The organism is Methylobacterium oryzisoli (assembly GCF_046557895.1).
In the GTDB taxonomy this organism is placed as follows: Bacteria; Pseudomonadota; Alphaproteobacteria; order Rhizobiales; family Beijerinckiaceae; genus Methylobacterium; species Methylobacterium oryzisoli.
Map to the genome: position 1 here is coordinate 12682 of NZ_JBKIBX010000044.1, position 23647 is coordinate 36328.

The 23647-nt window shown below is 70.9% G+C and carries 17 protein-coding genes and 1 tRNA gene; 9 read left to right on the forward strand and 9 right to left on the reverse strand.

What is annotated here, in order from left to right:
• Positions 1-238 precede the first annotated feature (238 nt).
• Together ACKUB9_RS28135 and ACKUB9_RS28140 are read left to right on the forward strand one after the other, a co-directional pair.
• Positions 239-2032: an ABC transporter ATP-binding protein/permease gene (locus ACKUB9_RS28135; RefSeq protein ID WP_407529311.1), complete on the forward strand. Its 1794-nt coding sequence runs from the start codon at positions 239-241 to the stop codon at positions 2030-2032.
• Between the two features lie 106 nt (positions 2033-2138).
• Entirely contained in the window at positions 2139-3548 is a 1410-nt protein-coding gene (locus ACKUB9_RS28140; protein ID WP_407529312.1) for an adenylate/guanylate cyclase domain-containing protein, read from the forward strand.
• 35 nt (positions 3549-3583) lie between these two features.
• Here ACKUB9_RS28140 and ACKUB9_RS28145 read toward each other — a convergent pair whose 3' ends face one another.
• Genes ACKUB9_RS28145 through ACKUB9_RS28160 form a run of 4 tightly spaced genes read right to left on the reverse strand, consistent with a single transcriptional unit; the run spans position 3584 to position 5869 of the window.
• On the reverse strand, positions 3584-4300 hold the full coding sequence (locus ACKUB9_RS28145; RefSeq protein WP_407529314.1) for an LrgB family protein: 717 nt from the start codon (positions 4298-4300) through the stop codon (positions 3584-3586).
• Positions 4297-4668, reverse strand: coding sequence for a CidA/LrgA family protein (locus ACKUB9_RS28150; protein WP_407529315.1), 372 nt, complete (start codon positions 4666-4668; stop codon positions 4297-4299). The genes ACKUB9_RS28145 and ACKUB9_RS28150 overlap by 4 nt, the downstream gene beginning before the upstream one ends.
• Complete coding sequence (locus ACKUB9_RS28155; protein ID WP_407529316.1) at positions 4665-5396, reverse strand: glutamine amidotransferase; 732 nt, start codon at positions 5394-5396, stop codon at positions 4665-4667. Before ACKUB9_RS28155 ends, ACKUB9_RS28150 begins: the two co-directional genes overlap by 4 nt.
• A complete protein-coding gene (locus ACKUB9_RS28160; RefSeq protein ID WP_407529317.1) occupies positions 5393-5869 on the reverse strand; it encodes a tellurite resistance TerB family protein in 477 nt (158 codons plus the stop codon). The genes ACKUB9_RS28155 and ACKUB9_RS28160 overlap by 4 nt, the downstream gene beginning before the upstream one ends.
• Positions 5870-6123: 254 nt before the next feature.
• On the opposite strand from ACKUB9_RS28160, the gene ACKUB9_RS28165 reads away from it, so the two are divergent.
• Positions 6124-6199 (forward strand) — tRNA-Thr (locus tag ACKUB9_RS28165).
• 209 nt (positions 6200-6408) lie between these two features.
• Here the strand turns inward: ACKUB9_RS28165 and ACKUB9_RS28170 are convergent.
• Genes ACKUB9_RS28170 through ACKUB9_RS28180 form a run of 3 tightly spaced genes read right to left on the reverse strand, consistent with a single transcriptional unit; the run spans position 6409 to position 9415 of the window.
• Positions 6409-7623, reverse strand: coding sequence for a YcaO-like family protein (locus ACKUB9_RS28170; RefSeq protein WP_407529319.1), 1215 nt, complete (start codon positions 7621-7623; stop codon positions 6409-6411).
• Positions 7616-8965, reverse strand: coding sequence for an aKG-HExxH-type peptide beta-hydroxylase (locus ACKUB9_RS28175; protein WP_407529320.1), 1350 nt, complete (start codon positions 8963-8965; stop codon positions 7616-7618). Before ACKUB9_RS28175 ends, ACKUB9_RS28170 begins: the two co-directional genes overlap by 8 nt.
• A 48-nt stretch (positions 8966-9013) precedes the next feature.
• Entirely contained in the window at positions 9014-9415 is a 402-nt protein-coding gene (locus ACKUB9_RS28180) for a Nif11-like leader peptide family natural product precursor (protein ID WP_407529321.1), read from the reverse strand.
• Positions 9416-9809: 394 nt separating this feature from the next.
• On the opposite strand from ACKUB9_RS28180, the gene ACKUB9_RS28185 reads away from it, so the two are divergent.
• The 4 genes from ACKUB9_RS28185 (at position 9810) to ACKUB9_RS28200 (ending at position 18047) form a co-directional block, all read left to right on the forward strand.
• Positions 9810-10559, forward strand: a complete 750-nt coding sequence (locus ACKUB9_RS28185) for a class I SAM-dependent methyltransferase (protein ID WP_407529322.1) — start codon at positions 9810-9812, stop codon at positions 10557-10559.
• Between the two features lie 455 nt (positions 10560-11014).
• The gene (locus ACKUB9_RS28190) at positions 11015-12199 is read left to right on the forward strand and encodes a GNAT family N-acetyltransferase (RefSeq protein WP_407529323.1); all 1185 of its coding nucleotides are present in this window, start codon (positions 11015-11017) and stop codon (positions 12197-12199) included.
• An 86-nt stretch (positions 12200-12285) separates the two neighbouring features.
• Positions 12286-12489 carry a hypothetical protein gene (locus tag ACKUB9_RS28195; RefSeq protein WP_407529324.1) on the forward strand — a complete coding sequence of 68 codons (204 nt, stop codon included), beginning with the start codon at positions 12286-12288 and terminating at the stop codon, positions 12487-12489.
• Positions 12490-12719: 230 nt separating this feature from the next.
• Positions 12720-18047, forward strand: coding sequence for a PAS domain S-box protein (locus tag ACKUB9_RS28200; RefSeq protein ID WP_407529325.1), 5328 nt, complete (start codon positions 12720-12722; stop codon positions 18045-18047).
• A gap of 340 nt (positions 18048-18387) precedes the next feature.
• Here ACKUB9_RS28200 and ACKUB9_RS28205 read toward each other — a convergent pair whose 3' ends face one another.
• Positions 18388-20586 carry a malate synthase G gene (locus ACKUB9_RS28205; RefSeq protein ID WP_407529326.1) on the reverse strand — a complete coding sequence of 733 codons (2199 nt, stop codon included), beginning with the start codon at positions 20584-20586 and terminating at the stop codon, positions 18388-18390.
• A 318-nt stretch (positions 20587-20904) separates the two neighbouring features.
• On the opposite strand from ACKUB9_RS28205, the gene ACKUB9_RS28210 reads away from it, so the two are divergent.
• Complete coding sequence (locus ACKUB9_RS28210) at positions 20905-21642, forward strand: DUF2076 domain-containing protein (RefSeq protein ID WP_407529327.1); 738 nt, start codon at positions 20905-20907, stop codon at positions 21640-21642.
• A gap of 171 nt (positions 21643-21813) precedes the next feature.
• Here the strand turns inward: ACKUB9_RS28210 and ACKUB9_RS28215 are convergent, their stop codons facing one another.
• A complete protein-coding gene (locus ACKUB9_RS28215; protein WP_407529328.1) occupies positions 21814-22617 on the reverse strand; it encodes a L,D-transpeptidase in 804 nt (267 codons plus the stop codon).
• A gap of 272 nt (positions 22618-22889) precedes the next feature.
• Between ACKUB9_RS28215 and ACKUB9_RS28220 the strand changes: the two genes are divergently transcribed.
• Entirely contained in the window at positions 22890-23600 is a 711-nt protein-coding gene (locus ACKUB9_RS28220; RefSeq protein ID WP_407529341.1) for a chemotaxis protein, read from the forward strand.
• The last annotated feature ends 47 nt before the right edge of the window (positions 23601-23647 follow it).

Sequence of the window (23647 nt, forward strand, 5' to 3'; positions counted from 1 at the left end):
GCTCCGGCCAGTTCATCCCGCGGGATTGCGGCGAGCCCGGGGCATCGTGGCCGATATCCAGTCTTTCCGGGGGCTTGGACCGGCCGCCTCCGGTGCCGGCCGCGCTGACACGGTGCCGCCACGGAACTGCGTCAGGGCGGCGGATCGGTCGCGGCCCGCTTACCCCCCCTCCCCTTGCGGCGGGCCTGCGGCGGCGACATGAAGGCTCCCGCGACGACGGGGGGCGCTGGAGACACCCATGCAGCGAATGAAGCAGGCACTCCTGCAGATCTGGCGGCTCACCTACCCGTACTACGTCACCCGGGAGGAGACCGAGATCCGCATCTGGCCCTTCGGGACCGTCCGGATGCAGGAGCGCTGGGTCGCGCTCACCATGGCGGTTCTGGTCATCGGAATCGAGTTCGCGCAGGTCGCGATCAACGTCCGGCTCTCCTACTTCAACCGGGACTGGTTCAACGCCATCCAAAATAAGGACGCGGCGGCGTTCTGGTCGCTGCTCTTCTGGGTGTTCTGCTTCTGGGCCACGGTCTACGTGGCGAGCGCGATCATCCAGTACGTGGTCCAGTCGTTCCTGCGCATCCGCTGGCGGGCCTGGATGACGCGCCACTACGTCGACCGCTGGCTCGGGCGCAACAACCACTACCGCATGGGCTTGACCGGCGCCCAGGCCGACAACCCCGACCAGCGCATCGCCGACGACATCGACCAGTTCACCCAGACGACGCAGTCGCTCACCATCAGCTTCCTGTCGGCGGTGTCGAACCTGATCTCGTTCTCGGTCATCCTGTGGACCATCTCGGCCTCGTTCACGGTGCCGGGGACGGACTGGCACGTGCCGGGCTTCCTGGTCTGGGGCGCGCTGATCTATTCCGCCCTGGTGACGTGGCTGACGCACCTGATCGGTCGCCCGCTGATCCGGCTCAACTTCGAGCAGCAGCGGCGCGAGGCGGATTTCCGCTTCTCGCTGGCGCGCCTGCGCGAGTACGGCGAGCAGGTGGCGCTGCTGAGCGGCGGCGGCGCCGAGCGGGCCTCGCTGCGCGACCGCTTCGGCGCGCTGATCGCGAACTTCTACGCCATCGTCGACCGCCGCAAGAAGCTCGCCGCCTTCACGGTGAGCTACCAGCAGGCGAACGTGGTGATCCCCTACATCCTGGTGGCGCCCTACTACTTCGCGGGCCAGATTCCGCTCGGGGTGATGACGCAGACGGCCGGCGCCTTCGCGCGCGTCGAGAGCACGATGTCGTTCTTCATCACCTTCTACGTCACCCTCGCGGACTACAAGGCGCAGGTCGACCGCCTCACCACCTTCGACGCCGCGATGGACCGGGCCGAGGCGATGGAGACGGGAAGCCGCCTCGCGGTGGCGCCGGGTCGCGGCGGCGCCCTGGAGATCGCGAATCTCCGGCTCGCCCTGCCGGACGGCCGGGAGGTCGCGGCGGTGCACGACCTCGCCTTCGCGCCCGGCGAGACGACGCTGCTCACCGGCCCGTCGGGCTCGGGCAAGTCGACGCTCTTCCGGGCGCTCGCGGGCATCTGGCCCTTCGGCGAGGGGCAGGTGCGCACTCCCGAGGGCGCGCGCCTGATGCTGCTGCCGCAGCGGCCCTACCTGCCGATGGGGACCCTGCGCCAGGCCGCGACCTATCCGGACACCGCGGACCGCCACGACGACGCGGCGATCCGCGAGGCGCTGGAATCGGCACGCCTGCCGCACCTCGCCTCGCGCCTCGACGAGGAGGCCCCCTGGGCGCAGACCCTGTCGCTCGGCGAGCAGCAGCGCATCGCCATCGCCCGGGCGCTGCTCGCCAAGCCCGACTGGCTCTTCCTCGACGAGGCGACGGCGGCCCTCGACGAGCCCACCGAGGCGGCCCTCTACCGGATGCTGCGCCAGCGCCTGCCGGACACCACGCTCGTCTCGATCGGCCACCGCTCGACGCTGGAGGCCTTCCACCAGCGCCGCCTCACCATGGCGACGAACGACGACGGCCTGTTCGTGCCCCGCGACGTGGTGCGCGAGCCGGCGACGGCGCTGTAGGAAGGCCGCCGAACCCCGCCTCACTTCACTCGGGACCCCGCGGTTCTGCCGCGGGTCCTGCACCCGTCGGAGTCCACTTCGGCGGGAAATGCGCTAAGATGGCGGCATGCAGGACGGTGACGCTCTTCTCGGTGCCCTTCGGCAGGCGGGCGATCCCGACGCGGTGCGCGCGCTCGATCACCTTTTTCGGCACGGCGCCGACCACGACCTCGCGCGCATCAATGCGGTCGCCCTCGCGCGGGCCGGCGGGCTCGGCGAGGACGCGGTCATCGGTACGCTGCTGCACGCCGCCCGGCTCGGCCTCGTCGAGATGTCGTGGAACGTCCTGTGCGCGAGCTGCGGCGGCGTGCTGAATGCCAATGCCTCACTGCGGACCGTGCGGGGCGAGCCCTACCGCTGCGCCTTCTGCGCCCTCGATACCGAGCCGGTGCTCGACGATGCGGTCGAGGTCAGCTTCGCGGTGAGCCCGCGCATCCGGCGCATCGCCGCGCACGAGCCGGCCTCCCTGCCGTTCTGGGACTATCACCGTCAGGTCTTCTTCGGCACCGGCGTCGCCTTTCCGGAGGCAGAGGCCTTCGACGACCTCGCCCGGACGGCGACGCTCGACGCGGTGGCGCTGCAGCCCGGCGAGCGCCTGATCCTGGCGCTTCAGGTCCCGGCCGCGTCCCTGATCGTGTTCGATCCGGTGACCCATGCGGCGCATGTCCTCGACGTGGCGGGCGAGCCCGCGTCCGAGCGTCAGGACCTCACCCTGGTGTATGACGGGCCGCGCCCGCCGGTCGGGCAGGCGGCCCTGCGCCCGGGCGCGCTGCGGCTGACCCTGGAGAACCGGGGGGCGGAGCGGGTGCTCCCGGGCATCTTCGTCGCCGGCGAGGCGCTGAACCGGCTGATCGGCGGGCGGCGCGCCTTCCTGACCGCCAAGCGGCTCCTCAGCAATCAGACCTTTCGCGATATCTACCGGACCCAGACGCTCGCCATCGACCAGCGGCTGAAGATCCTGAGTCTGACCTTCCTGTTCACCGACCTCACGGGCTCGACCGACCTGTACGAGCGCGTCGGGGACCTCGTCGCTTACGACCTCGTGCGCGCGCATTTCCAGCGCCTCACCGACGTGGTGGCGGCCCATGGCGGGGCCGTGGTGAAGACCATCGGCGACGCCGTGATGGCGACCTTCCCGACCCCGGAGCAGGGTCTCGCCGCCGCGCTGGCGATGCGCGCGGCCATGCGGCGGCTCAATGCCGAGCGGCCGGGGGAGGAACTGCTCCTGAAGATCGGCCTGCACGAGGGGCCGTGCCTCGCCGTCCATCTGAACGACCGGCAGGATTATTTCGGGCAGACCGTGAACATCGCGGCGCGGGTCCAGACGCTCGCGGAATCCGGGGCGATCTTCGCCACCGGGCCGGTGCTGCGCCAGGACGCCGCGCATCTGCTGGCGCGGGACGGCCTCGACGCCCGGCCGCAGGACTGCTCCCTCCGGGGAATCGGCAACCGCGTCCCGGTCTTCGCCCTCGTCTGATCCGGGAGCGTGAACCGGTTCGCGGCTCCCCGCACTCAGCGCAGCAGCGAGAGCGCCACCGGCACGATCACGGCGGTGAGGAGCGCGTTGAGCCCCATCGCGATCCCCGCGAAGGTGCCGGCGACCTCGCTCACTTGGAACGCCCGGGCGGTGCCGATGCCGTGAGCCGCGAGCCCCGCCGCGAATCCGCGCGCGCGCCAGTCGGTGAGCCCGACGCGGTCGAAGAGCGGCGTGACCAGGATCGCCCCGGTGATGCCGGTGAGGATGACGAGGACGGCCGTGAGCGTCGGATCGCCGCCGAGCGCCCCGGTGATGCCCATGGCGACGCTCGCGGTGACGGATTTGGGCGCGAGCGCCACGAGGACGTCGTCCGGGACGCCGAGCAGCTTCGCGACCGCGATGGCGGTGGCGACCGCCACCGTGGAGCCGACCACCAGCGCCGCGAGCATCGGCCCCAGCACCCGCAGCACCGTCGCCCGGTGCTCGTAGAGCGGGACCGCCAGCGCCACCGTGGCCGGACCGAGCAGGAAGTGCACGAACTGCGCGCCCTCGAAATAGACCGGGTAGGGCGTGCCGGTGGCGAGCAGGACCAGGCCGATCATCCAGATCGCGTGCAGCACCGGGTTGGCGAGCGGGTGGCGGTCCGTCGCCAGCGAGACCCGGTCCGCCACCACGTAGGCGACGAGCGTCACGGTGAGCCAGAGCAGCGGCGAATGGGCGAGGAAGACCCAGAGGGCGAAGTCCCCGCTCATCGGCCCACCCGGCGCGAGACCCACACGAAGGTGTAGGCGGTGGCGATGAGGGCCGCCACGGTGGAGACCACCAGGGCGACCGCCAGCGCCGGCCCCTGCGCGGCCAGCACGTCGAGCCGCCCGACGACGCCCACGCCCGCCGGCACGAACAGCAGCGACAGGTGGGCGAGCAGACCCTTGGCGGTCGTCTCCAGGGTGCCGTCGACGAGGGGGGCCGGCAGGCCGCGCGGGTCCCGGTCGCGCCACGCCAGCACCCCGAGCAGCAGCGCCATGCCGATCACCGGCCCGGGCACCGGCAGCCCGGCCCCGCGCGCGGCGATCTCGCCGAGGAGCTGGCAGAGCAGCAGCAGCGTGAGGCTGAGGATCACGGCGAGAGGGCGAGCCAGTGATCGAGGAAGGCGTCGAGCCAGCGCGCGACGTGGGGGTCGTGCATGTAGCGCCCTTCCAGCTGGCGCATGCGGTCCTGGGCGCCCGGCAGCGCGAGGCGCTCGGCGGCGCGCACCGTCCAGCGGCACAGCATCGCGTGGGTCACCTCGGGATGGAACTGCAGGCCGAAGGCGGCCGGCCCGACGCGGATCGCCTGGGTGGGGAAATCGTCGCCGGTGGCCAGCGTCTCGCCCCCGGCCGGGCAGGAAAAGCCCTCGCGATGCCAGTGATAGACGTGCGAGGGCCAGGGCTGGCCGATCTCGGATGCGAAGCCGTGCCCGGCCGGCGTCGGCAGCAGCGGGTAGTAGCCGATCTCGGCCCGGCCCTCCGGATGGGCGCAGACCGTGGCCCCGAGGCACTTCGCCAGCATCTGCGCGCCGAGGCAGAGGCCGAGAAAAGGCCGGCGCTCGGCGAGCGGCACGCCGATCCAGTCGATCTCCTGCCGGATGAAGTCGTCGGGGTCGTTGGCGCTCATCGGCCCGCCGAAGATCACCGCCCCGGCATGGTCCGCGAGGGTGGTGGGCAGGGCGTCGCCGTAGCGGGGCCGGCGCACGTCGAGGGCATGGCCGCGCTCCTGCAGCAGGCGTCCGACCCGGCCCGGCGTCGACTGCTCCTGATGCAGCACGATCAGCACGGGCTTGCGCACGCTCCCCTCCCCGCCTGGGCTCACGCCTCGGCCCCCCGCAGCGGGGCGGCGAGCGCCGCCGCCTTGGCGGCGGTGATCTGCCCGTCCTCGAACCCGAGCAACTGCCCGAGGCGCCAGACGAGGTCGTCCTCGAACTCCTGCACCCGTCCGTCGGCGGCGGCTACCGCCCAGGCCATCTCTAGCAGGGTCCGGCGCTGGGCCTCGCTGGTGTCGCGGCCGATCATGGCCACGAGATCGGCGACGTCGCGGGTCTCGTCGTCCATGTCGGTGGCGCGCGCGATCAGCGCCCGCGCCTCGGCCTCGTCGCGGGCGAAGCGCCCTTCGAGCATCCGCGCGAGGCGCGCGCGCTCGACCGTGGCGAGCGACCCGTCGACCCGCGCCACGTGGACGAGGAGCGCGATCGCCGCGAGCTGGCCGTCCTCCTGGGGCGCGGCGGGCAGGGGCGGCGCGCCGAAGAGATCGGCGGCGTAGGCGATGAGTCGGTTGATGAGGGGCATGGGGGCAGGCGAGACGGACCGAACCGGGACGGATGTCCGTCAAGCATTCCGCGTGCCGCAGCGCAAGACCTTGCGACAAAGCCTGATCGTCCCGGCGCCCACGCTGCCGGATCTGGCCGGCCATGTTTCGGCTCACCACGTCCGGCTTGCCAAGTCCGGCTTGCCAAGTCCGGCTTGCCAAGTCCGGCTTGCCAAGTCAGGAGCCCCCGCGTATGAGGGCGCCGCAGCCCGACACCTTCCGTCGCCGGCGGCACGCCGCAATAGCTCAGCTGGTAGAGCATCTCATTCGTAATGAGAGGGTCGGGGGTTCGAATCCCTCTTGCGGCACCATCCGTTTCCGGCGCTCAGCAGCGATCCAGGCTCGCGGCCGGCGCATCGCCGCGATGCGGCGGCGTCCCGCTGATTCGTCCAGAGAACGCTCCTGCTTTCGCCCGGTTGGATGGGCCGACGAACCCGTCCGAACTGGTGCAGGATGAAGGGATCGTCCGTCGCTGCGCCGGTCGTGGCGACGGAGCAGTCGGCGATTGGGGGAAGTGCATTCAGCCGTACGGATGCGGCAACCGATTCGCACGCGAGACATCGGCGCAGACGCTCTGGAAGCGCAGACCTCCGAGGAATGGCCGGGCGGCATTCCACTCCTTGCGGCAGGCGTGCGGCTGCAGCACCCGGCAGGCGTAAACGGCAGCGTCAGCAGGGGTGAGGTCCACGACCAGCGGCTCGGCATCAAAGAACCGCTTCGAACAATTTTCCAGCAATTTGGAAAAGTCGATAACATGATCGGCCAGAGCCCGCCGCGGCTGTGAGGCGAACCATTCCATGACCGTCGATCCGCGGGTCCATGCAAATCCGACGTGATCGGAACTCGTTCGAATATCCTGGCTGCCCGGATCCTCGCCGGCCGGAGCGGAGCGCCGTCCATGCCACAGCATGATCGCTTCCAGAACGCTCTTCTGTATGGCGGCGTCGAGATCGAGAGCACAGGCCGTTCCGCAGACGACGCGGCCCTCATCATCCAAAAGGCAGATCACGACGGGCAGGAGATCGGGATCCCCGATGTCGAGCAGCGTGACGTTCAGGCGGTGCTCATCCAAGAACGCGGCGATGTCCGGCCGGACGGCAGCGAGGTTTTCGAGATCGGCCACGCCCCACCCGGGCACGCGCCACGCCAGCATCATGGCATCGCGCTCCAGGACTTCGCAGAGGCCGTGCTCCCGGCAGCGGCGGACGTCCCCGCTCGGTCCCGCGGCCAAGCCGGATGCGTCGCACTCCCCGTCGAACGCGTAGGACGGCGAGAGGCAGGGCCAGATCGGAAGCACCTTGGAGGCGGGCACGTCATAGGCCCGGCCGGTCCGCATCCCGTAGGCAGGGCACCAGTCGCGATCCGGCGACGGCATCGCGGCGGCGAGGCGGTTCTGCAGAGCGGCATCGTAGGGGGTGAACGCACGCCAACTGACCCTCTCGTCGCGCGGCCGGTCATGAACGAGCCGCCGGACGGTCTCGGGAGCGCTGCTCACGAGCCGTTCGACCAGCTCGAACTCACACTTGAGACGCGCTTCGCTCCGCGTGGTCGCAACGCCGCCTGCCGTCACGGTGAACGACGTCTCGTCGCCGCAGCCGGCCGTCACGGTCAGCATCACCTCGAGATGTGCGATGTGGATGCTGCATCGCGAGGACGTCAGGACATCGACGTCGATACGCGAGACGAGGTCATCATGGGTGACGTCGTGCGGTCCGTGCCCGCTCCCATCAGTCATGATAGGCGGCGGCCAATGCGCTCACCGGCTCGTAGTCGGGGCCGAGCTTGTCGTACAGCTCCGCGCGCGGATGCGGCAGGATCGTCTTGAGCCTGTCGGCCTGCCGGCAGATGTGGTCGTACAGCTTCTGCCCTCGCGGGTTCCAGTGTGCATACCGTTGCAGCTGTTCGATCCCGCGATACAGCCCAAGAACGTGACGGTGGAACCGCTGTTCGGCTTCGGGAGAGGGCCTGACGGCGAGGACCCGCTCGAAGAAGAGCGAGAGCCGCAGGAAGACGAACGTCGCATGCAGCACGCCGTACAACGGCCTCGGATCGCGGCGGATGGGCGAGATCACCGCGGTGAAGTCCCCGTTCGCGAGGGCCGGCTCGACCTCGAATTCAACATGGAGGCGCTGGTGGGCAGCCTCGTGGACGATGTGATCGGCGAAACAGACATCCGACCAATCCGGCAGCAGCTTGAAGAAGGAGACGCCGAGGCACGAGATCGCCGAGCCGCCGATGAAGGGATTGCCCTTGATCAACGTGAAATAGTCGGTCAGCACGCACGTCTCGTCATAGAGATCGGGCCAGCAGGCCTCGATCAGGGACAGACCGCCACGGAATCGTTCGGCGAAGACGTCGTAGAGGCCTTCGTGCTCGAACTCTCCGGGTGCCACGAGTTGGAACGGCTCGGGATCCTCGTAGATGCTCGACAGGTCGCGCTGATAGGCGGCGATGATCCGCTCGAGCGTGTGTCCGGCTTGCCAGAACTGGATCGGCGAACCGGGAACGGCGTAGCGGCCGAACGCGTCCAGCGCCCTCCAGTCGAGGGAGGCACGGCCCTCGGTGCCGGCCACATGCAGGATGCGATCCTGGCTCGACAATCGCGCCCGCGCTCCGACGCGGGGCGCCGATCCATCCGGCGACGCCCGCTCGGACAGGATCAGACGGCCGTCCTCCAGCAGATCGACCTCGAACGCGCACTCCGTCCGGGAGGCGGCGCTGCCGCGCAGGATCGGCAGTGCGGCGACGGCGGAGACGGCCGGGGCAAGCCACGCCAACTGCTTGAAGTCGCCGGACTTGTAATGTTCGATCGCCCGAAAATACCACTCGTAGAACACCGGTTCCACGACGTCGCCGGGGCGTGAGGCGCCGATCAGCAGCACCTCCAGCCGTTCGACGGCATCGATCGCGCGCGCGACGTCGGACTTCTCTGCGAGCCCGATCTGCACGACCCCGTCCAAGATCGCGCGCGACGACGACAGCGTGTTCTCCGCCAGAGACCGTTTCGACCGCAGGGCCGCCGCGGCCGAAGGAGCGACGCCCAGGGTTGCTTCATCGTCTTGGATCGTGTGCAACAATTGCGCCTCCCCACCTCATCGAGCAACGGTCATCCGTCGATTGATGCTTCAGAAGCGAAGCACATTCAGATTCTTCGTGAAGCTCAGCGGCGCATGGTACTGACACATGACACGCGTCGGGTTCGACAGGCCGATGCGGATCGAGGAAAAACTCAGAGCGCGCAGGCTCAGACCGCCCACGGCCTCCTCCAGTTGCTCGTCCGCCAAGTGCTCGTCCGCCAAGTGCTCGCCCTGCTCGCCGTCCTTCCGCTGCGGAGCCTGTTCCAGCATCACGTCGGACAATTCCTCACGCGTGAAATCATAGCCGTTCTCGGCTCCGACCTTGACCGCGTAATCCAGCGCGTCCGAGAGCGATACTTCCTTGTCCAGCGAGCGGCTCTCGTTCCACTCGGCCAGTTTGGGATCGGTGTTCAGCCGTTCGACGAACTGCTTGATGGCTTCGCGGCTCATTGGCGCCTCCTTGTGATCTGACGACACCGTGCTCACGGTTGCTGTCCAATCGCAGCGACCGGCCGTGCGGGTCTGTGGCCGAGTGCTCTCTCGATCCGACAAGCAACCTCGAGGGTGCGTGGTCGCGCGTCCTCTTCGTAGCCCAATCGTACCTAGCGTCAGAAAGTTTCTGCTTGATCCCGTCGTATGTCAATCCATGGATTGGAAGCATCTTGCTCGAACGAGTTCAAGCTGCAATTTTCAAATACCCTGGAGAGGAGATCCTCACGCCGCCTAACAATCGGTGAGACAGTATGTCTGCCAGGCGGGACTCTAAGTCACCACGAGCCTTGATCGGCTCGCCACGATAGCGGTGCCGGTGCGATTTGGCGTCATCAATTTGACGGAGGCCGCGATGGATCCCTGGTTTGCGCGCATCTTCAATGCGGACTACCTGCGCAGCTATGGCCACATGGACGACGTGGCCGAGGCGCAGGCCGACGCGGTGGCCGCATGCCTCGATCTGCCGGAGGCCGCCGCTGTGCTCGATCTGGCCGGGGGGTATGGACGGATCGCCATTCCCCTGGCGCGCCGTGGATACCGCCTCACCGTGCTCGATCTGTCCCAGGTCTTTCTGCAGGCGGGTCGCGAGAGGGCCGAAGCCCTGGGCGTCGGCATCCGCTGGCACCACGGCGACATGCGCGAGGTGCTGCAGGAGGACGCCTTCGACGCGGTCGTGAATCTCTTCACCTCGTTCGGCTACTTCGAATCGGACGGCGACAACGAGGACGTCCTGCGAGCCGCGTACGAATCCCTTCGTCCCGGCGGTCGCCTGTTGGTCGAGGTCGTCAACCGCGAGCGCATCGTCCAGACGGAACCGTCCCTGCTCTGGCGGGAGTTCGAGGACGCCGTCGTCCTCGACAGCAGTCGGCTGGATCTGATCAGCGGGAGATTGCACACGACCCGCATCTTCCACGATCTGCGCACCTGCGAGCGCAGGGATTATTCCTACGACCTGCGCCTTTTCACGCCACCGGAGTACAGCCACATGCTGACCCGCATCGGATTCGTGGGCATCGAATTCTTCGGTGGCCTGGATCGTTGCCCGCTGACGCGAACGGCTCATCGCCTCGTCGTCACGGCCAGGAAGCCGTCGCGCGCCTGAGGGTGACCGCGTCCTGCAAGCCGGGTGCCGGATGCGCCGGCCGTCTCGACCGATCGCGCGCAGCCCGAGGTGGGGTGCGGCGCCGGACCGACGCAGACCGTCGGAGGCGCGACCGGATCGCGGAAGCACGCCCAAGACGGGGTGAGACGATCACCGGCATGGGGCGGCGGTGGCCCGATCGGGCGCGGGTTCCAGGACGTCCGCAGGCCGATCGCTGCGGTTTCGGTTCGATCAATCCAGCGTGGCTTATGACCGTCGCGGTGAGCGATGATGGCTGCGAAGAACGGTCGAGTCGGAGACTCTATCAATCTCCTCGATACGATAACTGCGTAGCATACAGCACTGAGCGGGTCGGCCGGTTCGGATGAACCGGTCCCGCACCGGAATGACGAGGGGGCCGGGCCGCCATGCGGAGCCGCTTCCGTCATCCGTGTCGGTGCAGCGGAGACGCGGCGGTGAGGACGAATCGAGTCGACGACCAGGCGCCGCGCAGGCTGCCGGCCTGGGACGGTGCCGTGCGTTGGGCGTGGCCGGGACGGTCCCGGCCGGGTTCCGCGGGGGCACGCACCGTCCGCCGCGGCGGCGTGGTGGTGCGGGCCTGCCCGGCGGCGGCCGCCGGCCGCGAGATCTGGCCAGCACCGGGCGAGGCGGCAGGCCACATCTTTCAGGATTCCGACCTGATCCGGGCCTGGATCGCCACGGTCGGCCCGGTCGCCGGGATCGCGCCGTGGATCGTCGACGTGCGCGACGACCAGGGCACGCGGCTCCTGCTCCTCGCCCTCGGGATCGAGCGCCGGGCGGGCCTCAGGCTGCTGCGGTTCCTCGACGGCGGCGTGATGGACTACACCCTGCCGCTGCTGTTTCCGGCAGCGCGCGATCTGTCCGACGCCACCCTGGCGGCGATCTGGGCGGGCCTCGTGCGAGCCCTGCCACGCTTCGACGTGGCGGTGCTCGACAAGATGCCGGCGGAGGTCGGCGGCGTGCCCAATCCCTTGATCCGGCTGGGCGCGGTGCCGCACGCGCCGGACGGCTACGCCATGTCCCTCGGCGGGACCGCGGAGGATCTCGCCGCGCGCCTGCCGCGGCAGCGGAGCCGGGCGCGCCACCGCCGCCAGCTCGCCCAGGCGGCCGACACGGTCGGCTTGCGTGTCGCAGAAACCTCGGCCGAGGCGGACGCCCTGCTGTCGGCGCTCCTCGATCACAAGGAGCGCCAGCTGCGGGCGATGGGCCGGCCGGGCCTGCGCGAGCGGCCCGGAGTCGAGGCGTTCTACCGCCGGGCCGCCGCCGATCTCGCGCCCTCCGGGACGGTCGAGGTCTCGGCGCTCGCGGCCGACGGCGCGGTCATCGCCGCCTGCCTCTGCGTCGTCGCCCCGGACCGCACCACCATGCTGCTCACGGCCTACGCGGACGGCCCCTGGGAGCGCTTCTCGCCCGGCGGCCTGCTCCTCGACGATCTGATCCGCCGCAGCCACGCGCGCGGCGCGGCGTGGTTCGATTTCGGGATCGGCGACGAGCCCTACAAGCGGGATTACTGCGACGCCAGGATCGCGCTGCACCGGGCGATCATCCCGGGGAGCCTGCTCGGGCGGGTGGTCTGCGCGGGGCGCGCCCTGCTGCGGCGGCGAACGGACACCCCCTGACGCGAGGAGGGCCGTGGCGCGAGCCGCGCCGGATCTTCACCGGCAGGTCCGGTTCGGGGTAACACGCGGTCCGGGGGGAGCGCGGCATGAAGGTCCTAGACGATCCGCTCAGCGCCGTGCAGCGCAGCGCCGTGCAGACCCGGCGCCGGGTCGCGCGGGTCGACGGGATGTGGGAGCGCGACCTCGTCTGCCTGCTCCGCTCGGCGCAGGTGATCGCCCGCTCGCGCACCCTCCTCGATCAGCCATTGCCCACCGCCCGCCCCCAGGTGGGTCCGGATCGCTCCTCCTGAGCGTGCGGCGGGCCGCTGGTCGCCCCCGGGACCTGCACCAGATGGACCGGAAACGGGGCCGCCATTCGGCACGCGGCGGGGCGACGCGCCGGGTGCGTTGGCGTAAAGCTTGACCCAGGGCCATCCGGAGCGCGCGCATCGGTGTCGGTATGAGTTCGTCAACGGCTGTCGGCGCCGCGCCGGCCGCGACCCCTGATTTCCTGGCGGGCGGCGGGGAGATGGGTGCGCGGATGCGCGCCTTCCCCTGGGGGCAGACCGCGCTCGGCCCGCCCGAAACCTGGCCGCAATCGCTCAAGGTCGTCACCCGCATCCTGCTCACCTCGCGCTACGCGATGTGGATGGCCTACGGGCCGGACCTCACCTTCTTCTGCAACGACGCCTACAAGCCGACGCTCGGCGTCAAGGAGGCCTGGGCGCTCGGATCCCCCTCGACCACTGTCTGGGCCGAGATCTGGCCGGATATCGGCCCGCGCATCGATCGGGTCCTGCACACCGGCGAGGCCACCTGGGACGAGGGGCTGCTGCTCTTTCTCGAACGCTCCGGCAGCCCGGAGGAGACCTACCACACCTTCTCGTACAGCCCGGTGCCGGGCGACGCGGGCGGCGTGGCCGGCATGCTCTGCGTCGTCACCGAGGAGACCGAGCGCGTCATCGGCGAGCGGCGGCTCACGACCCTGCGCGACGTCGCCTCCCGTCTCGCGGGCGCCCGGACGAGCGAGGAGGTGGCCGAGGCGGCGAGCCGGAGCCTCGGCGCCAACCGCCGCGACCTGCCCTTCGCCCTCACCTACCTGTTCGATCCGCCGGGCGGGGCGGCCCGCCTGGTCGGCGGGAGCGCGGCGGAGTGGCCCGCGATCGACCCCGGCGGTCCGGGCGGGCTCGACGCGGCGGCGCGCGCGATCCTCGACGGCAGCGCGGCCGTGCGGATCACCGATCTGGCGGCGCAGTGGAGCGGCCCGGTCCCGCAGGGCGAGTGGGACCGCGCGCCCGGACAGGCCCTCGTGGTGCCGATGGCCCTCCAGGGAGAGGCCCGGCCGGCGGGCTTCCTCGTCGCGGGGCTGAACCCCTACCGGCCGCTCGACGCGACCTACACCGACTTCATCGGCCTCGTCGCCGGGCAGATCGCGGCGAGCTTCGCGGGCGCGCGCGCCTACGAGGCCGAGCGCCAGCGGGCTGAGGCGCTGGCCGAGATCGACCGCGCCAAGACGCAGTTCTTCTCCAACATCAGCCACGAGTTCCGCACGCCGCTGACCCTGATGCTCGGCACGCTGGAGGAATCCCTCGGCGCCGGTCCGGCTCTCCCCCCGGCCGAGCGGGCGCGCGTCGAGGTGGTCCACCGCAACGGCCTGCGCCTGCTCAAGCTCGTCAACGCCCTCCTCGATTTTTCGCGCATCGAGGCGGGGCGGATCCAGGCGGTGTTCGAGCCGACCGACCTGCCCGCCTTCACGGCCGAGATCGCGTCGAGCTTCCGCTCGGCCACCGAACGGGCCGGCCTCGCCCTCGTCATCGACCTCCCGCCGGTTCCGCTCACGGCCTTCATCGACCGTGGCCTGTGGGAGACGATCGTCCTCAACCTCGTCTCGAACGCCTTCAAGTTCACCCCGGCGGGCGAGATCCGGGTGACGGCGCGGCGCGGGGCGGACGGCGCCTCCGTCGAGGTCTCGGTGGCCGACACGGGCATCGGCATCCCCGCCCACGAGCTGCCGCGCCTGTTCGAGCGCTTCCACCGGGTCGAGGGCGCGCAGGGCCGCTCCTTCGAAGGCTCGGGCATCGGGCTCGCCCTGGTCGACGAGCTGGTGCGGCTGCACGGCGGGAGCGTCTCGGTGGCGAGCGAGCCCGGGCGGGGCAGCACCTTCACGGTGCGTCTGCCGACGGGGGAGTCTCACCTGCCGGCCGGGCGGGTGCGGCACGCGGCGCGGGAGGGGAGTGCCGGCACCCAGGCCCGGGCCTTCGTGGAGGAGGCGCTGCAATGGCTGCCTGAGGCAGGCCTGCCGCTCGACAATCCCGCCGATCCGGCCCCCGGCGAGGTCGTCGACGGGCGGGTGCTGCTCGCCGACGACAACGCCGACATGCGCGCCTACGTCGAGCGGCTGCTCGCCGGGCGAGGCCTCACGGTGGAAACCGCCGCGGACGGCGCGGCGGCGCTCGCGGCGGCGCGCCGTCACCCGCCCGACCTCGTGCTCTCCGACGTCATGATGCCGGTCCTCGACGGATTCGGCCTCCTGCGGGCGCTGCGGGACGATGCCGCCCTGCGCGAGATTCCCGTGATCCTGCTCTCGGCGCGGGCCGGCCAGGAGGCCCGCGTCGAGGGCATCGACGCGGGCGCGGACGACTACCTCACCAAGCCCTTCTCGGCCCGCGAGCTGCTGGCGCGCGTCACCACCAATCTCAGCCTCGCGCGCGGCCGGCGCGAGGCCCGCGCCGCGCTCGCGGAGAGCGAGGAGCGCTTCCGGCAGCTCGCCGAGACCATCGACGCGGCGTTCTACGTCGCGGACGTCGCGGAAAGCCGGCTGCTCTATCTCAGCCCCGCCTACGAGACGATCTGGCAGCGGCCGGCCGCCGACCTCCTGGCGGATCCCGGCCGGTTCCTCGATACGGTGCATCCCGACGACCGCCCACGGGTGGCCGCGCAGGCGCCCCACCGCGCGACGAGCGCGCCGGTCGAGACCGAGTACCGCATCGTGCGGCCGGACGGGGCGGTGCGGATCATCCGCCACCGGGCCTTCCCGGTTCCGTCGAGCGACGGCCGCCGCGCCGTCGGGCTGGCGGAGGACGTCACCGAGCGGCGCCGGGCCGACCTGCAGCTGCGCGAGCGCAGCGAACTCCTGCGCGTCGCGCAGGAGGCCGGCAGCGTCGGCGCCTTCGAGTGGTATCCGGATACCGGGCGCCTCGTGGTCTCGGACGTCTACCGCCGCATCTGGGGCCTGCCACCCGACGCCGCCGTGACGGCGGACATGCTCACCGACCGTGTGCATCCCGACGACCGGTCCCGCTCGGCGGTGGCGCGGCTCGCCACCCACGAAAACCCGCTCGAATACGCCGAGTACCGGGTGCGCCGCTTCGACACCGGGGAGGAGCGCTGGCTCGCCCGGCGGGGCGAGATCATGCGGGTCGGCGACGGGCCGCGCCGCTTCGTCGGCGTCGCTTTCGACATCACCGAGCAGAAGCGCGTCGCCGCCCGCTTCCAGGGGGTGTTCAACTCGGACCTGATGGGCTTCACGATCTTCGACCTCGCCAGCGGCCGCACGCTCGCCATCAACGACCGCTTCCTCGCCATGACCGGGTACAGCCGGCAGGAATTCGAGGAGGGCCGTTGGAACTGGCGCGACCTCACGCCTCCGGAGGAGCTGGAGAAGGACGAGCGGGCCATCGCCCAGGCCCGCGCGCGGGGCTGGTGGGATCCCTACGAGAAGACCTACCGGCTGCGGGATGGGCGGGACCTGCCGGTCCAGATCGCCTCCGCGCCGCTGCCGGGCGAGCGCGGGCGGGTCGTCGTCTCGGTCGAGGACATCAGCGCGCGCCGCGCGGCCGAGCGGGCGCTGCGCGAGAGCGAGGCGCGCTTCCGCACCCTCGCCGACGCGATGCCGCAACTGGTCTGGACGGCCGAACCGGACGGCCGCGTGGACTACTACAACGCCCGGCGGCACGAATATGCCGGACTCAAGGAGGTGGCGCCGGGCCGCTGGGAGTGGGGGGAGATCGTCCACCCGGACGACCGCGCCCGCAGCGTCGCGGCGTGGCAGCGGGCGGCGGAGGGCGGCGAGACCTACACCTGCGAGCATCGTCTCGCCCGCGCGGACGGCAGCTTCTCCTGGCACGTCAGCCGCGCGACCGCGGCGCGGGCGCCGGACGGGCGCGTGGTGAAGTGGTACGGCACCGCCACCGACATCGCCGACCTGAAGTCGGCCCAGGCGGCGCTCCAGGACCTGAACGCCGATCTGGAACGCACGGTGGCCGAGCGCACGCGCGAGCGCGACCGGATCTGGCGCACCAGCCAGGACGCCTTCGTGGTCGCCGATCCGGAGGGCCGGTACCTCAGCGTCAGCCCGGCCTGGGAGCGGCTGCTCGGCTGGCGCATCCCCGAGGTGCTGCACAAGCCCTTCATCCGGTTCGTGCATCCCGACGACGCCGCGGCCACGCGGCGCGAACTGGGGCGCCTCGGGCGCGGCGAGATCGTCCACCGCTTCGAGAACCGCTTCCGGTCGCGCAACGGGGAGTATCGCTGGCTCGCGTGGTCGGCGGTCCCGGAGGACGGCCTGATCTACGCGGTGGCCCGCGACGTCACCGACGAGAAGGCGAGGACCGAGGAGATCGCCGCGGCCAACCGCCAGCTCCTGGCACAGATCGCCGAGCGCGAGCGGGTCGAGGAAACCCTGCGGCGCGTGCAGCGGCTCGATGCGGTGGGCCAGCTCACGGCCGGGGTCGCGCACGACTTCAACAACCTGCTCACCGTGGTGCTGGGCAACATCGCCTTCGTGGAGCGCACCGTCTCCGCGGCGGGCCTCGACGGCCGGGTCCTCGACCGGCTCGGCTACATGCGCGCGGCCGCCCAGCGCGGCGCCACGCTCACGGCGCAGCTCCTCGCCTTCTCCCGCCGCCAGCGCCTGGAGGCCAAGCCCATCGACCTCAACGAGACCGTCTCGGGCATGCGCGACCTGCTGCACAGCTCGATGAGCGGCTCGGTGCGGCTCGCGACCGTGCTGCAGCCCGACCTGTGGCCCGCTCTGGTCGATCCGACCCAGATCGAGCTGGTGATCCTCAACCTCGCGATCAACGCGCGCGACGCCATGGAGGTGGGCGGGTCCCTCACGGTGGAGACCGCCAATGTCGGCCTGGGGCCGCCGCAGACCCCCGAGGAGCCGCAAGCGGGCGAGTACGTGTCGATCGCGGTCACCGATACGGGCACCGGCATGACGCCCGAGGTGCTGGCGAAGGCCTTCGAGCCGTTCTTCACCACCAAGGGCGTCGGCAAGGGCTCAGGGCTAGGGCTGGCGCAGGTCTACGGCTTCGCCAAGCAGTCGGGCGGCGGGGTCCGGATCGAGACCCGGCTCGGCGAGGGCACGACGATCCGGGTCTTCCTGCCGCGCGCGGCCGAGCCGGCCCCGGCGGCGGATGCGGCGGCGCCCGCGCCGGATCCCCTCCCCTTCGCGGCCTCCTCGCGCCGGGTGCTGCTCGTGGACGACGACAGCGCGGTGCGCGAGGTGACGGCGACCCTGCTGGCCGATCTCGGCTGCGAAGTGGCGGAGGCCGGGAGCGGCGGCGCGGCCCTCGATCTCCTCGCCCGCGACCCGGGACCGGTCGACCTCCTCCTCGTCGACTTCGCGATGCCCGGCATGAACGGGGCCGACGTGGCGCGCGAGGCCGCGCAGCGCCGGCCGGGGCTGCCGATCCTGTTCATGACCGGCTACGCCGACCTCTCGGCCCTGCGCGACGTCGGCGAGGAGCGCATCGTCCAAAAGCCGTTCCGCGACGGCGAACTCGCCGCCAAGGTCCGGCGGGTGCTGCGGCTGGGCGAGGCGGCGGGGCCGCCGGTCGCGGACGAGGAACGGGAGTCTCGGTAGTCGTTAGCGGGGGGCGCGGCGTCAAAAAACGCGCGCGGGAACCCCTCTCCCGCACGGGCTACGGCATTCACACATCGCCGCGTGAGGTGCAAGCAGCGAGCCCGCAGGGCGACGGTGAGGGGGCGTCTCAGGACAGAGCGCACCCAGAACCGCCCCTCACCCTCGGCTGCCACCTCGCTTCGGCGACGGCAAGGTCGCGTGGGATCTTCGATCCCCTAGCCCTCTCCCCGCACGCGGGGAGAGGAGACCGCGCACGACCCGAAGTGTGAATCCGCAAGCCCGCACGGGAGAAGGGTTCCCTGCGCCAGTTCACGTGCCAAAGAAGAGCAAGTTCCTACCCCTACGCGGTCGCGCCCTCGCGGGCCTTCTCGGTCGGGGCGCCGGCGGCCTTGGCCTCGCGGCGGCGGGCGTGGAGGACCCACTCGGTGTAGCCGTTCGGCTGCACGCGGCCCTTGAACACGAGATCGCAGGCGGCCCGGAAGGCGGGGCCGTCGAAATCGGGCGCCATCGGCCGGTAGAGCGGATCGCCCGCGTTCTGGCGGTCCACCACCTTCGCCATGCGCTTCATCGTCTCCATCATCTGCTCCTCGGTGACGACGCCGTGGTGCAGCCAGTTGGCGATGTGCTGCGAGGAGATGCGCAGGGTCGCGCGGTCCTCCATCAGGCCGACATCGTGGATGTCCGGCACCTTGGAGCAGCCGACCCCCTGGTCGATCCAGCGCACCACGTAGCCCAGGATGCTCTGGGCGTTGTTGTCGATCTCCTGCTGCACGTCGTCGGGCGCGAAGTTCGAGCGGGCGAGCGGGATCTGCAGGATCTCGGGCAGCGCCGAGCGCGGCCGGCGCGCCAGTTCCTCCTGGCGGGCCTTCACGTCGGTCTCGTGGTAGTGCAGCGCGTGGAGCGTCGCAGCGGTCGGCGAGGGCACCCAGGCGGTGCTGGCGCCGGCCTTCGGGTGGACGCCCTTCTGCATCAGCATGTCGGCCATGGCGTCGGGCGCGGCCCACATGCCCTTGCCGATCTGCGCCCGGCCGAGCAGCCCGCAGGCGAGGCCGACATCGACGTTGTTCTCCTCGTAGCCCTTGATCCAGGCCGTCGCCTTCATGTCGTTCTTGCGGATGACGGGGCCGGCCTCCATCGCGGTGTGGATCTCGTCGCCGGTGCGATCGAGGAAGCCGGTGTTGATGAACACCACCCGCTCGTCCGCCGCCTTGATGCAGGCCGCGAGGTTCACCGTGGTGCGGCGCTCCTCGTCCATGATGCCCATCTTGAGCGTGTTGCGCTCCAGGCCCAGCATCGCCTCGACGCGGCCGAACAGATCGACCGCGAAGGCGACCTCCTCCGGCCCGTGCATCTTGGGCTTGACGATGTAGACCGAGCCTTTCCGGCTGTTGCGGATGCCGGACTCGCTGCGCAGGTCGTGGATCGCGATCATCGCCGAGACGGCGGCGTCGAGGATGCCCTCCGGCACCTCCTGGCCGTCGCCGTCGAGCACCGCGTCGGTGAACATGTGGTGGCCGACGTTGCGCACCAGCATCAGGCTTCGGCCCGGCACCGTCACCTCGCCGCCGTTCGGGGCGGTGTAGTGCCGGTCGGGGTTGAGGCGGCGCTCCATCGTCCGGCCGTCCTTCTGGAACGTGGCCGCGAGGCTCCCGTTCATCAGGCCGAGCCAGTTGCGGTAGACCTCGACCTTGTCGTCGGCGTCCACCGCCGCCACCGAATCCTCGAGGTCCATGATGGTCGAGATCGCCGATTCGATCACGATGTCGGCGACGCCCGAGGCGTCGAAGCGGCCGATGCGGTGGGTGCGGTCGAGCACGACCTCGATGTGCAGGCCGTTGTGGCGCAGGAGCAGCGCCGAGGGCATGCTGGCCCGGCCGCGATAGCCCCGGAAGACCTCGGGCCGCGCGAGCGGGATGGTCTCGCCGGTGTTCATGTTGCCGACAAGGCCGCCGTTCTCCACCGCGTAGGTGACGACGTCGGCGTGGCGCCCGCCCGCCAGCGGCACGGTGCGGTCGAGGAAGGCGCGCGCGCGCGTCACGACCCGCGCCCCGCGGGTGCGGTTGTAGCCCCCGCCGCGCGTCGCCCCGCCCTCCTCCGAGATCGCGTCGGTGCCGTAATAGGCATCGTAGAGCGAGCCCCAGCGGGCGTTGGCGGCGTTGAGGGCGTAGCGGGCGTTCGAGACCGGCACCACGAGCTGGGGACCGGCGATCACCGCGATCTCGTCGTCCACGTTCTCGGTGCGGGCCTTCACCGGCCCCGGATCGGGCAGGAGGTAGCCGATCTCGCGCAGGAACGCCTCGTAGCCCGCCGCGTCGTGCGGCTTGCCGGCCCGCTCGCGGTGATAGGCGTCGATGCGGTCCTGCAGCGCGTCGCGCTTGGCCAGCAGCGCACGGTTCTTCGGCGTCAGGTCGCGCAGGATCGCGGCGAGCCCGCCCCAGAAGACCTCCGGCGAGACACCCGTGCCCGGCAGCGCCTCCGACACGACGAAGTCGTGCAGCACCCGCGCCACCTTCAAACCGCTGACCGTCTGTCGATCCATCGTCATCACTCCCGGCGGCAGGCCCGTCACGCGTGCCGCGCGCGCTCCTTAACAGGCGGGAATGGGGTCAGAAAGCCGCCGCGCTCGCTCGCGCACCGGCTGTGCAACCGCGTGGCGCTCTCCACCGGATCTGTGACGCGCCCTTCTACGTTAGAATCAGGCGCGGAAGGGATGAGGAAACGTGACCAAAACGTAATCCTCTTGAGGGCGCAAAAGGCCGAGATCAGGCCGCCGCGCCCCGTGACAAACAGCTCAGCCCCACCCATCTGGAGACCGCCGGAGGGTGACACCACCGGCACCGACGAGGAGTACGACTCCATGAACAGCGAAGAACGCGACGTCATCAACGGCATTTTCCAGCGTCTGGAGCAGGCCGCGCAGCAGCCCCGCGATGCCGACGCGGAGCGCTTCATCGCCGACAGGATCCGGGCGCAGCCCTACGCGCCCTACGCGATGGCGCAGCTGATCTACGTGCAGGAGGAGGCGATCAAGAGCCTCAACGAGCAGCTGGAGCAGGCGCGCGCCGAGTTCCAGCGCGGCCAGGGCGCCGGACAGGGCTCGGGCGGCGGCGGCTTCTTCTCCAGCATCTTCGGCGGCGGCCAGCGCCAGGAGCCCCCGCCGCGTCAGGGCGCCTGGGGCGGCCAGCAGCCTGGCTACGGCCAGCAGCCGGGTTACGGTCAGCCCCCGGGCTACGGCCAGCAGGGTGCGCCCTATGGGCAGCCGGGCTATGGCGGGCCGCAGGGCGGGCCCCAGGGCGGTCCGTGGGCCGGGCAGCAGGCGCCGCAGCGCGGCGGCGGCTTCCTCGCCTCGGCGCTTCCGATGGCGGCGGGCGCCGCCGGCGGTATGCTGCTCGGCAGCGCGCTCTCCAACGCCTTCAGCGGCGGTCACTCGACGCTGGGCAGCCTCGGCGCGGCGCCGGCCGCGGCCGCGGCCGATCCGAGCGCGCTCGGGGGCAGCCAGGATTTCGGCTCCGCCCTCGGCGGCGATGCCGGCTTCCAGGACGCCTCGTTCGACGACGGCGACGCGGGCGGCGGCGGGGAGGACGACTGGGTCTGATCCGGCCGATCCAGCAGCAGACTAAGCAGACTTGCGTTGGCAAGCCAACGCTTCGTCCACTTAGCTTCTTGTTTGGCCGCAGGTTTTTATCGCAAAACCGGCGGCCACTTTTGCCAAACCCGCTTAGGCCGAGGGAGGCCCCGCCGCGGCAACGCGGCGGGGCCTCTCGCGTCAGCTCACCACCACCCTGGCGCCCACCGGCACCCGGTCGTAGAGGTCCATGACGTCCTCGTTCATCATCCGGATGCAGCCGGACGAGACGTTCTGGCCGATCGTGTGCGGCTCGTTGGTGCCGTGGATGCGGTAGAGCGAGGAGCCGAGATAGAGCGCCCGCGCGCCGAGCGGGTTGCCGGGACCGCCCTCCATGTGCCGCGGCAGGTCCGGCCGGCGGCGCAGCATCTCGGGCGGCGGCGTCCAGTCCGGCCATTCGCGCTTCTGGCTCACGCTCTTGACGCCCGCCCAGGTGAAGCCCGGCCGCCCGACCCCGATCCCGTAGCGGATCGCCTGTCCGCCGGGCTGCACGAGGTAGAGGAAGCGTGCGGCCGTATCGATCACGACGGTGCCGGGCCGCTGCCCGCCGTCATAGGCCACCACCTGCCGGCGATAGCGCCCGTCGAGGACCCGGCCGATCCCCTCCCCGTCCGGCTCCGCGCCGGCCTGCGGCAGCGCCGCCATGCGGGTGCGCGGCGCCGGCATGTCCGGCGCGGCGGAGGGCGGTGAGGCGTAGTGGGGCGAGACGAGATCCCCTGAGCGCGGCGCGGCGTAGACCCCCGGATAGCCCTGCGCCCGCGCCAGCAGGGTGCCGTCCGGCGCGACCGGCGCGGCGCGGTAGGGCCGCGCGGCCTGAGCCGGATCGCGGCCGGTCATCAGGAACTCGATGAAGCCGCCGCCGTACTGGCCTCGTGCCTCCTGGGCGGCGGCCGCGCCCGAGACCAGGGCCGCCACGCAGGCGACCGCGCACGCATGAACTCTCATGACCGACATCCGTCCCGAACTATCCCGCGGGCGCGAACGCCCCTGGGACGCAGATGTCGCGGATGCGAGCGAGCAGGCCGTGAAGGAACTTGGTGAGTCCTTGGCTAACGCATCGGTTCGACTTGCGAAATGCCGGCCAGCGTAAATACTTTCTCACCCGCCGGACCCGGCGCGCGCCGGGGTCTCAGCATTTAGCAAATCGCAATGAATTCAGCGGAGTTTGGTGCATGTGCGCCGCGGACTGGGCCGCGGCATCAGGCTTCGTCGGCACCATGAAGAACAAGCGCTTCCGCATCGAAGACAGTCTCGGCGCTGCCCCGGTCGCTGCCGTGGCGATGGCGTCCCCGGAGCCGGACGCGCGCATCGCCGAGATCCTGGCCACGGTCAACGAACTGAAGCGGCTGACCCAGACCACGACGGGCGACGTCATCGAGGCCTGCCGCCGCGAGATCAGCGAGATCTACGGGCTCAAGGGCGAGCTCGACGTGATGAAGGAGGCGATCAACCGCACCAAGCTGGAGATCGCCGCGCTGCACCGCAAGGACAACGACGGCAAGGGCGTGCGCCGCGCCGCGGGCGAGCTCGACGCGGTCGTGGAGGCCACCGAGCGCGCCACCACCACCATCCTGGCGGCGGTCGAGGAGATCGAGACCCACGCCTCGGTCCTGCGCTCCACCACCCGGGCCCGGAGCACGACCAACATCGACGCGATCCTGGAGCGCACGGTCGTGCTCTACGAGGCGTGCAACTTCCAGGACCTGACCGGCCAGCGCATCAGCAAGATCGTCAATGTGCTGAAGTTCGTCGAGGATCACATCGACCGGATGATCGAGGCCTGGGGCGGGCTCGAGGCCTTCAAGGACATGATCGCCCCGTCGCTGGACGCGAACCCCTTCGACGAGAGCAGCCTGCTCAACGGGCCGAAGCTCGAAGAGGATCCGGGCCACGTCGACCAGAGCGACATCGACGCCCTGTTCAACTGACCGGCCGGCGGGAGGCGCGCCGCGGCCCGCGGACGCCTTCCCTCCCG

Coding starts and splice junctions, on each gene's coding strand:
- ACKUB9_RS28170 (WP_407529319.1), bottom strand. CDS start 7,623: ATGACTGATGGGAGCGGGCACGGACCGCACGACGTCACCCATGATGAC.
- ACKUB9_RS28180 (WP_407529321.1), bottom strand. CDS start 9,415: ATGAGCCGCGAAGCCATCAAGCAGTTCGTCGAACGGCTGAACACCGAT.
- ACKUB9_RS28160 (WP_407529317.1), bottom strand. CDS start 5,869: ATGCCCCTCATCAACCGACTCATCGCCTACGCCGCCGATCTCTTCGGC.
- ACKUB9_RS28210 (WP_407529327.1), top strand. CDS start 20,905: ATGAACAGCGAAGAACGCGACGTCATCAACGGCATTTTCCAGCGTCTG.
- ACKUB9_RS28220 (WP_407529341.1), top strand. CDS start 22,890: ATGAAGAACAAGCGCTTCCGCATCGAAGACAGTCTCGGCGCTGCCCCG.
- ACKUB9_RS28135 (WP_407529311.1), top strand. CDS start 239: ATGCAGCGAATGAAGCAGGCACTCCTGCAGATCTGGCGGCTCACCTAC.
- ACKUB9_RS28185 (WP_407529322.1), top strand. CDS start 9,810: ATGGATCCCTGGTTTGCGCGCATCTTCAATGCGGACTACCTGCGCAGC.
- ACKUB9_RS28215 (WP_407529328.1), bottom strand. CDS start 22,617: ATGAGAGTTCATGCGTGCGCGGTCGCCTGCGTGGCGGCCCTGGTCTCG.
- ACKUB9_RS28200 (WP_407529325.1), top strand. CDS start 12,720: ATGCGCGCCTTCCCCTGGGGGCAGACCGCGCTCGGCCCGCCCGAAACC.
- ACKUB9_RS28140 (WP_407529312.1), top strand. CDS start 2,139: ATGCAGGACGGTGACGCTCTTCTCGGTGCCCTTCGGCAGGCGGGCGAT.
- ACKUB9_RS28195 (WP_407529324.1), top strand. CDS start 12,286: ATGAAGGTCCTAGACGATCCGCTCAGCGCCGTGCAGCGCAGCGCCGTG.
- ACKUB9_RS28145 (WP_407529314.1), bottom strand. CDS start 4,300: ATGAGCGGGGACTTCGCCCTCTGGGTCTTCCTCGCCCATTCGCCGCTG.
- ACKUB9_RS28205 (WP_407529326.1), bottom strand. CDS start 20,586: ATGGATCGACAGACGGTCAGCGGTTTGAAGGTGGCGCGGGTGCTGCAC.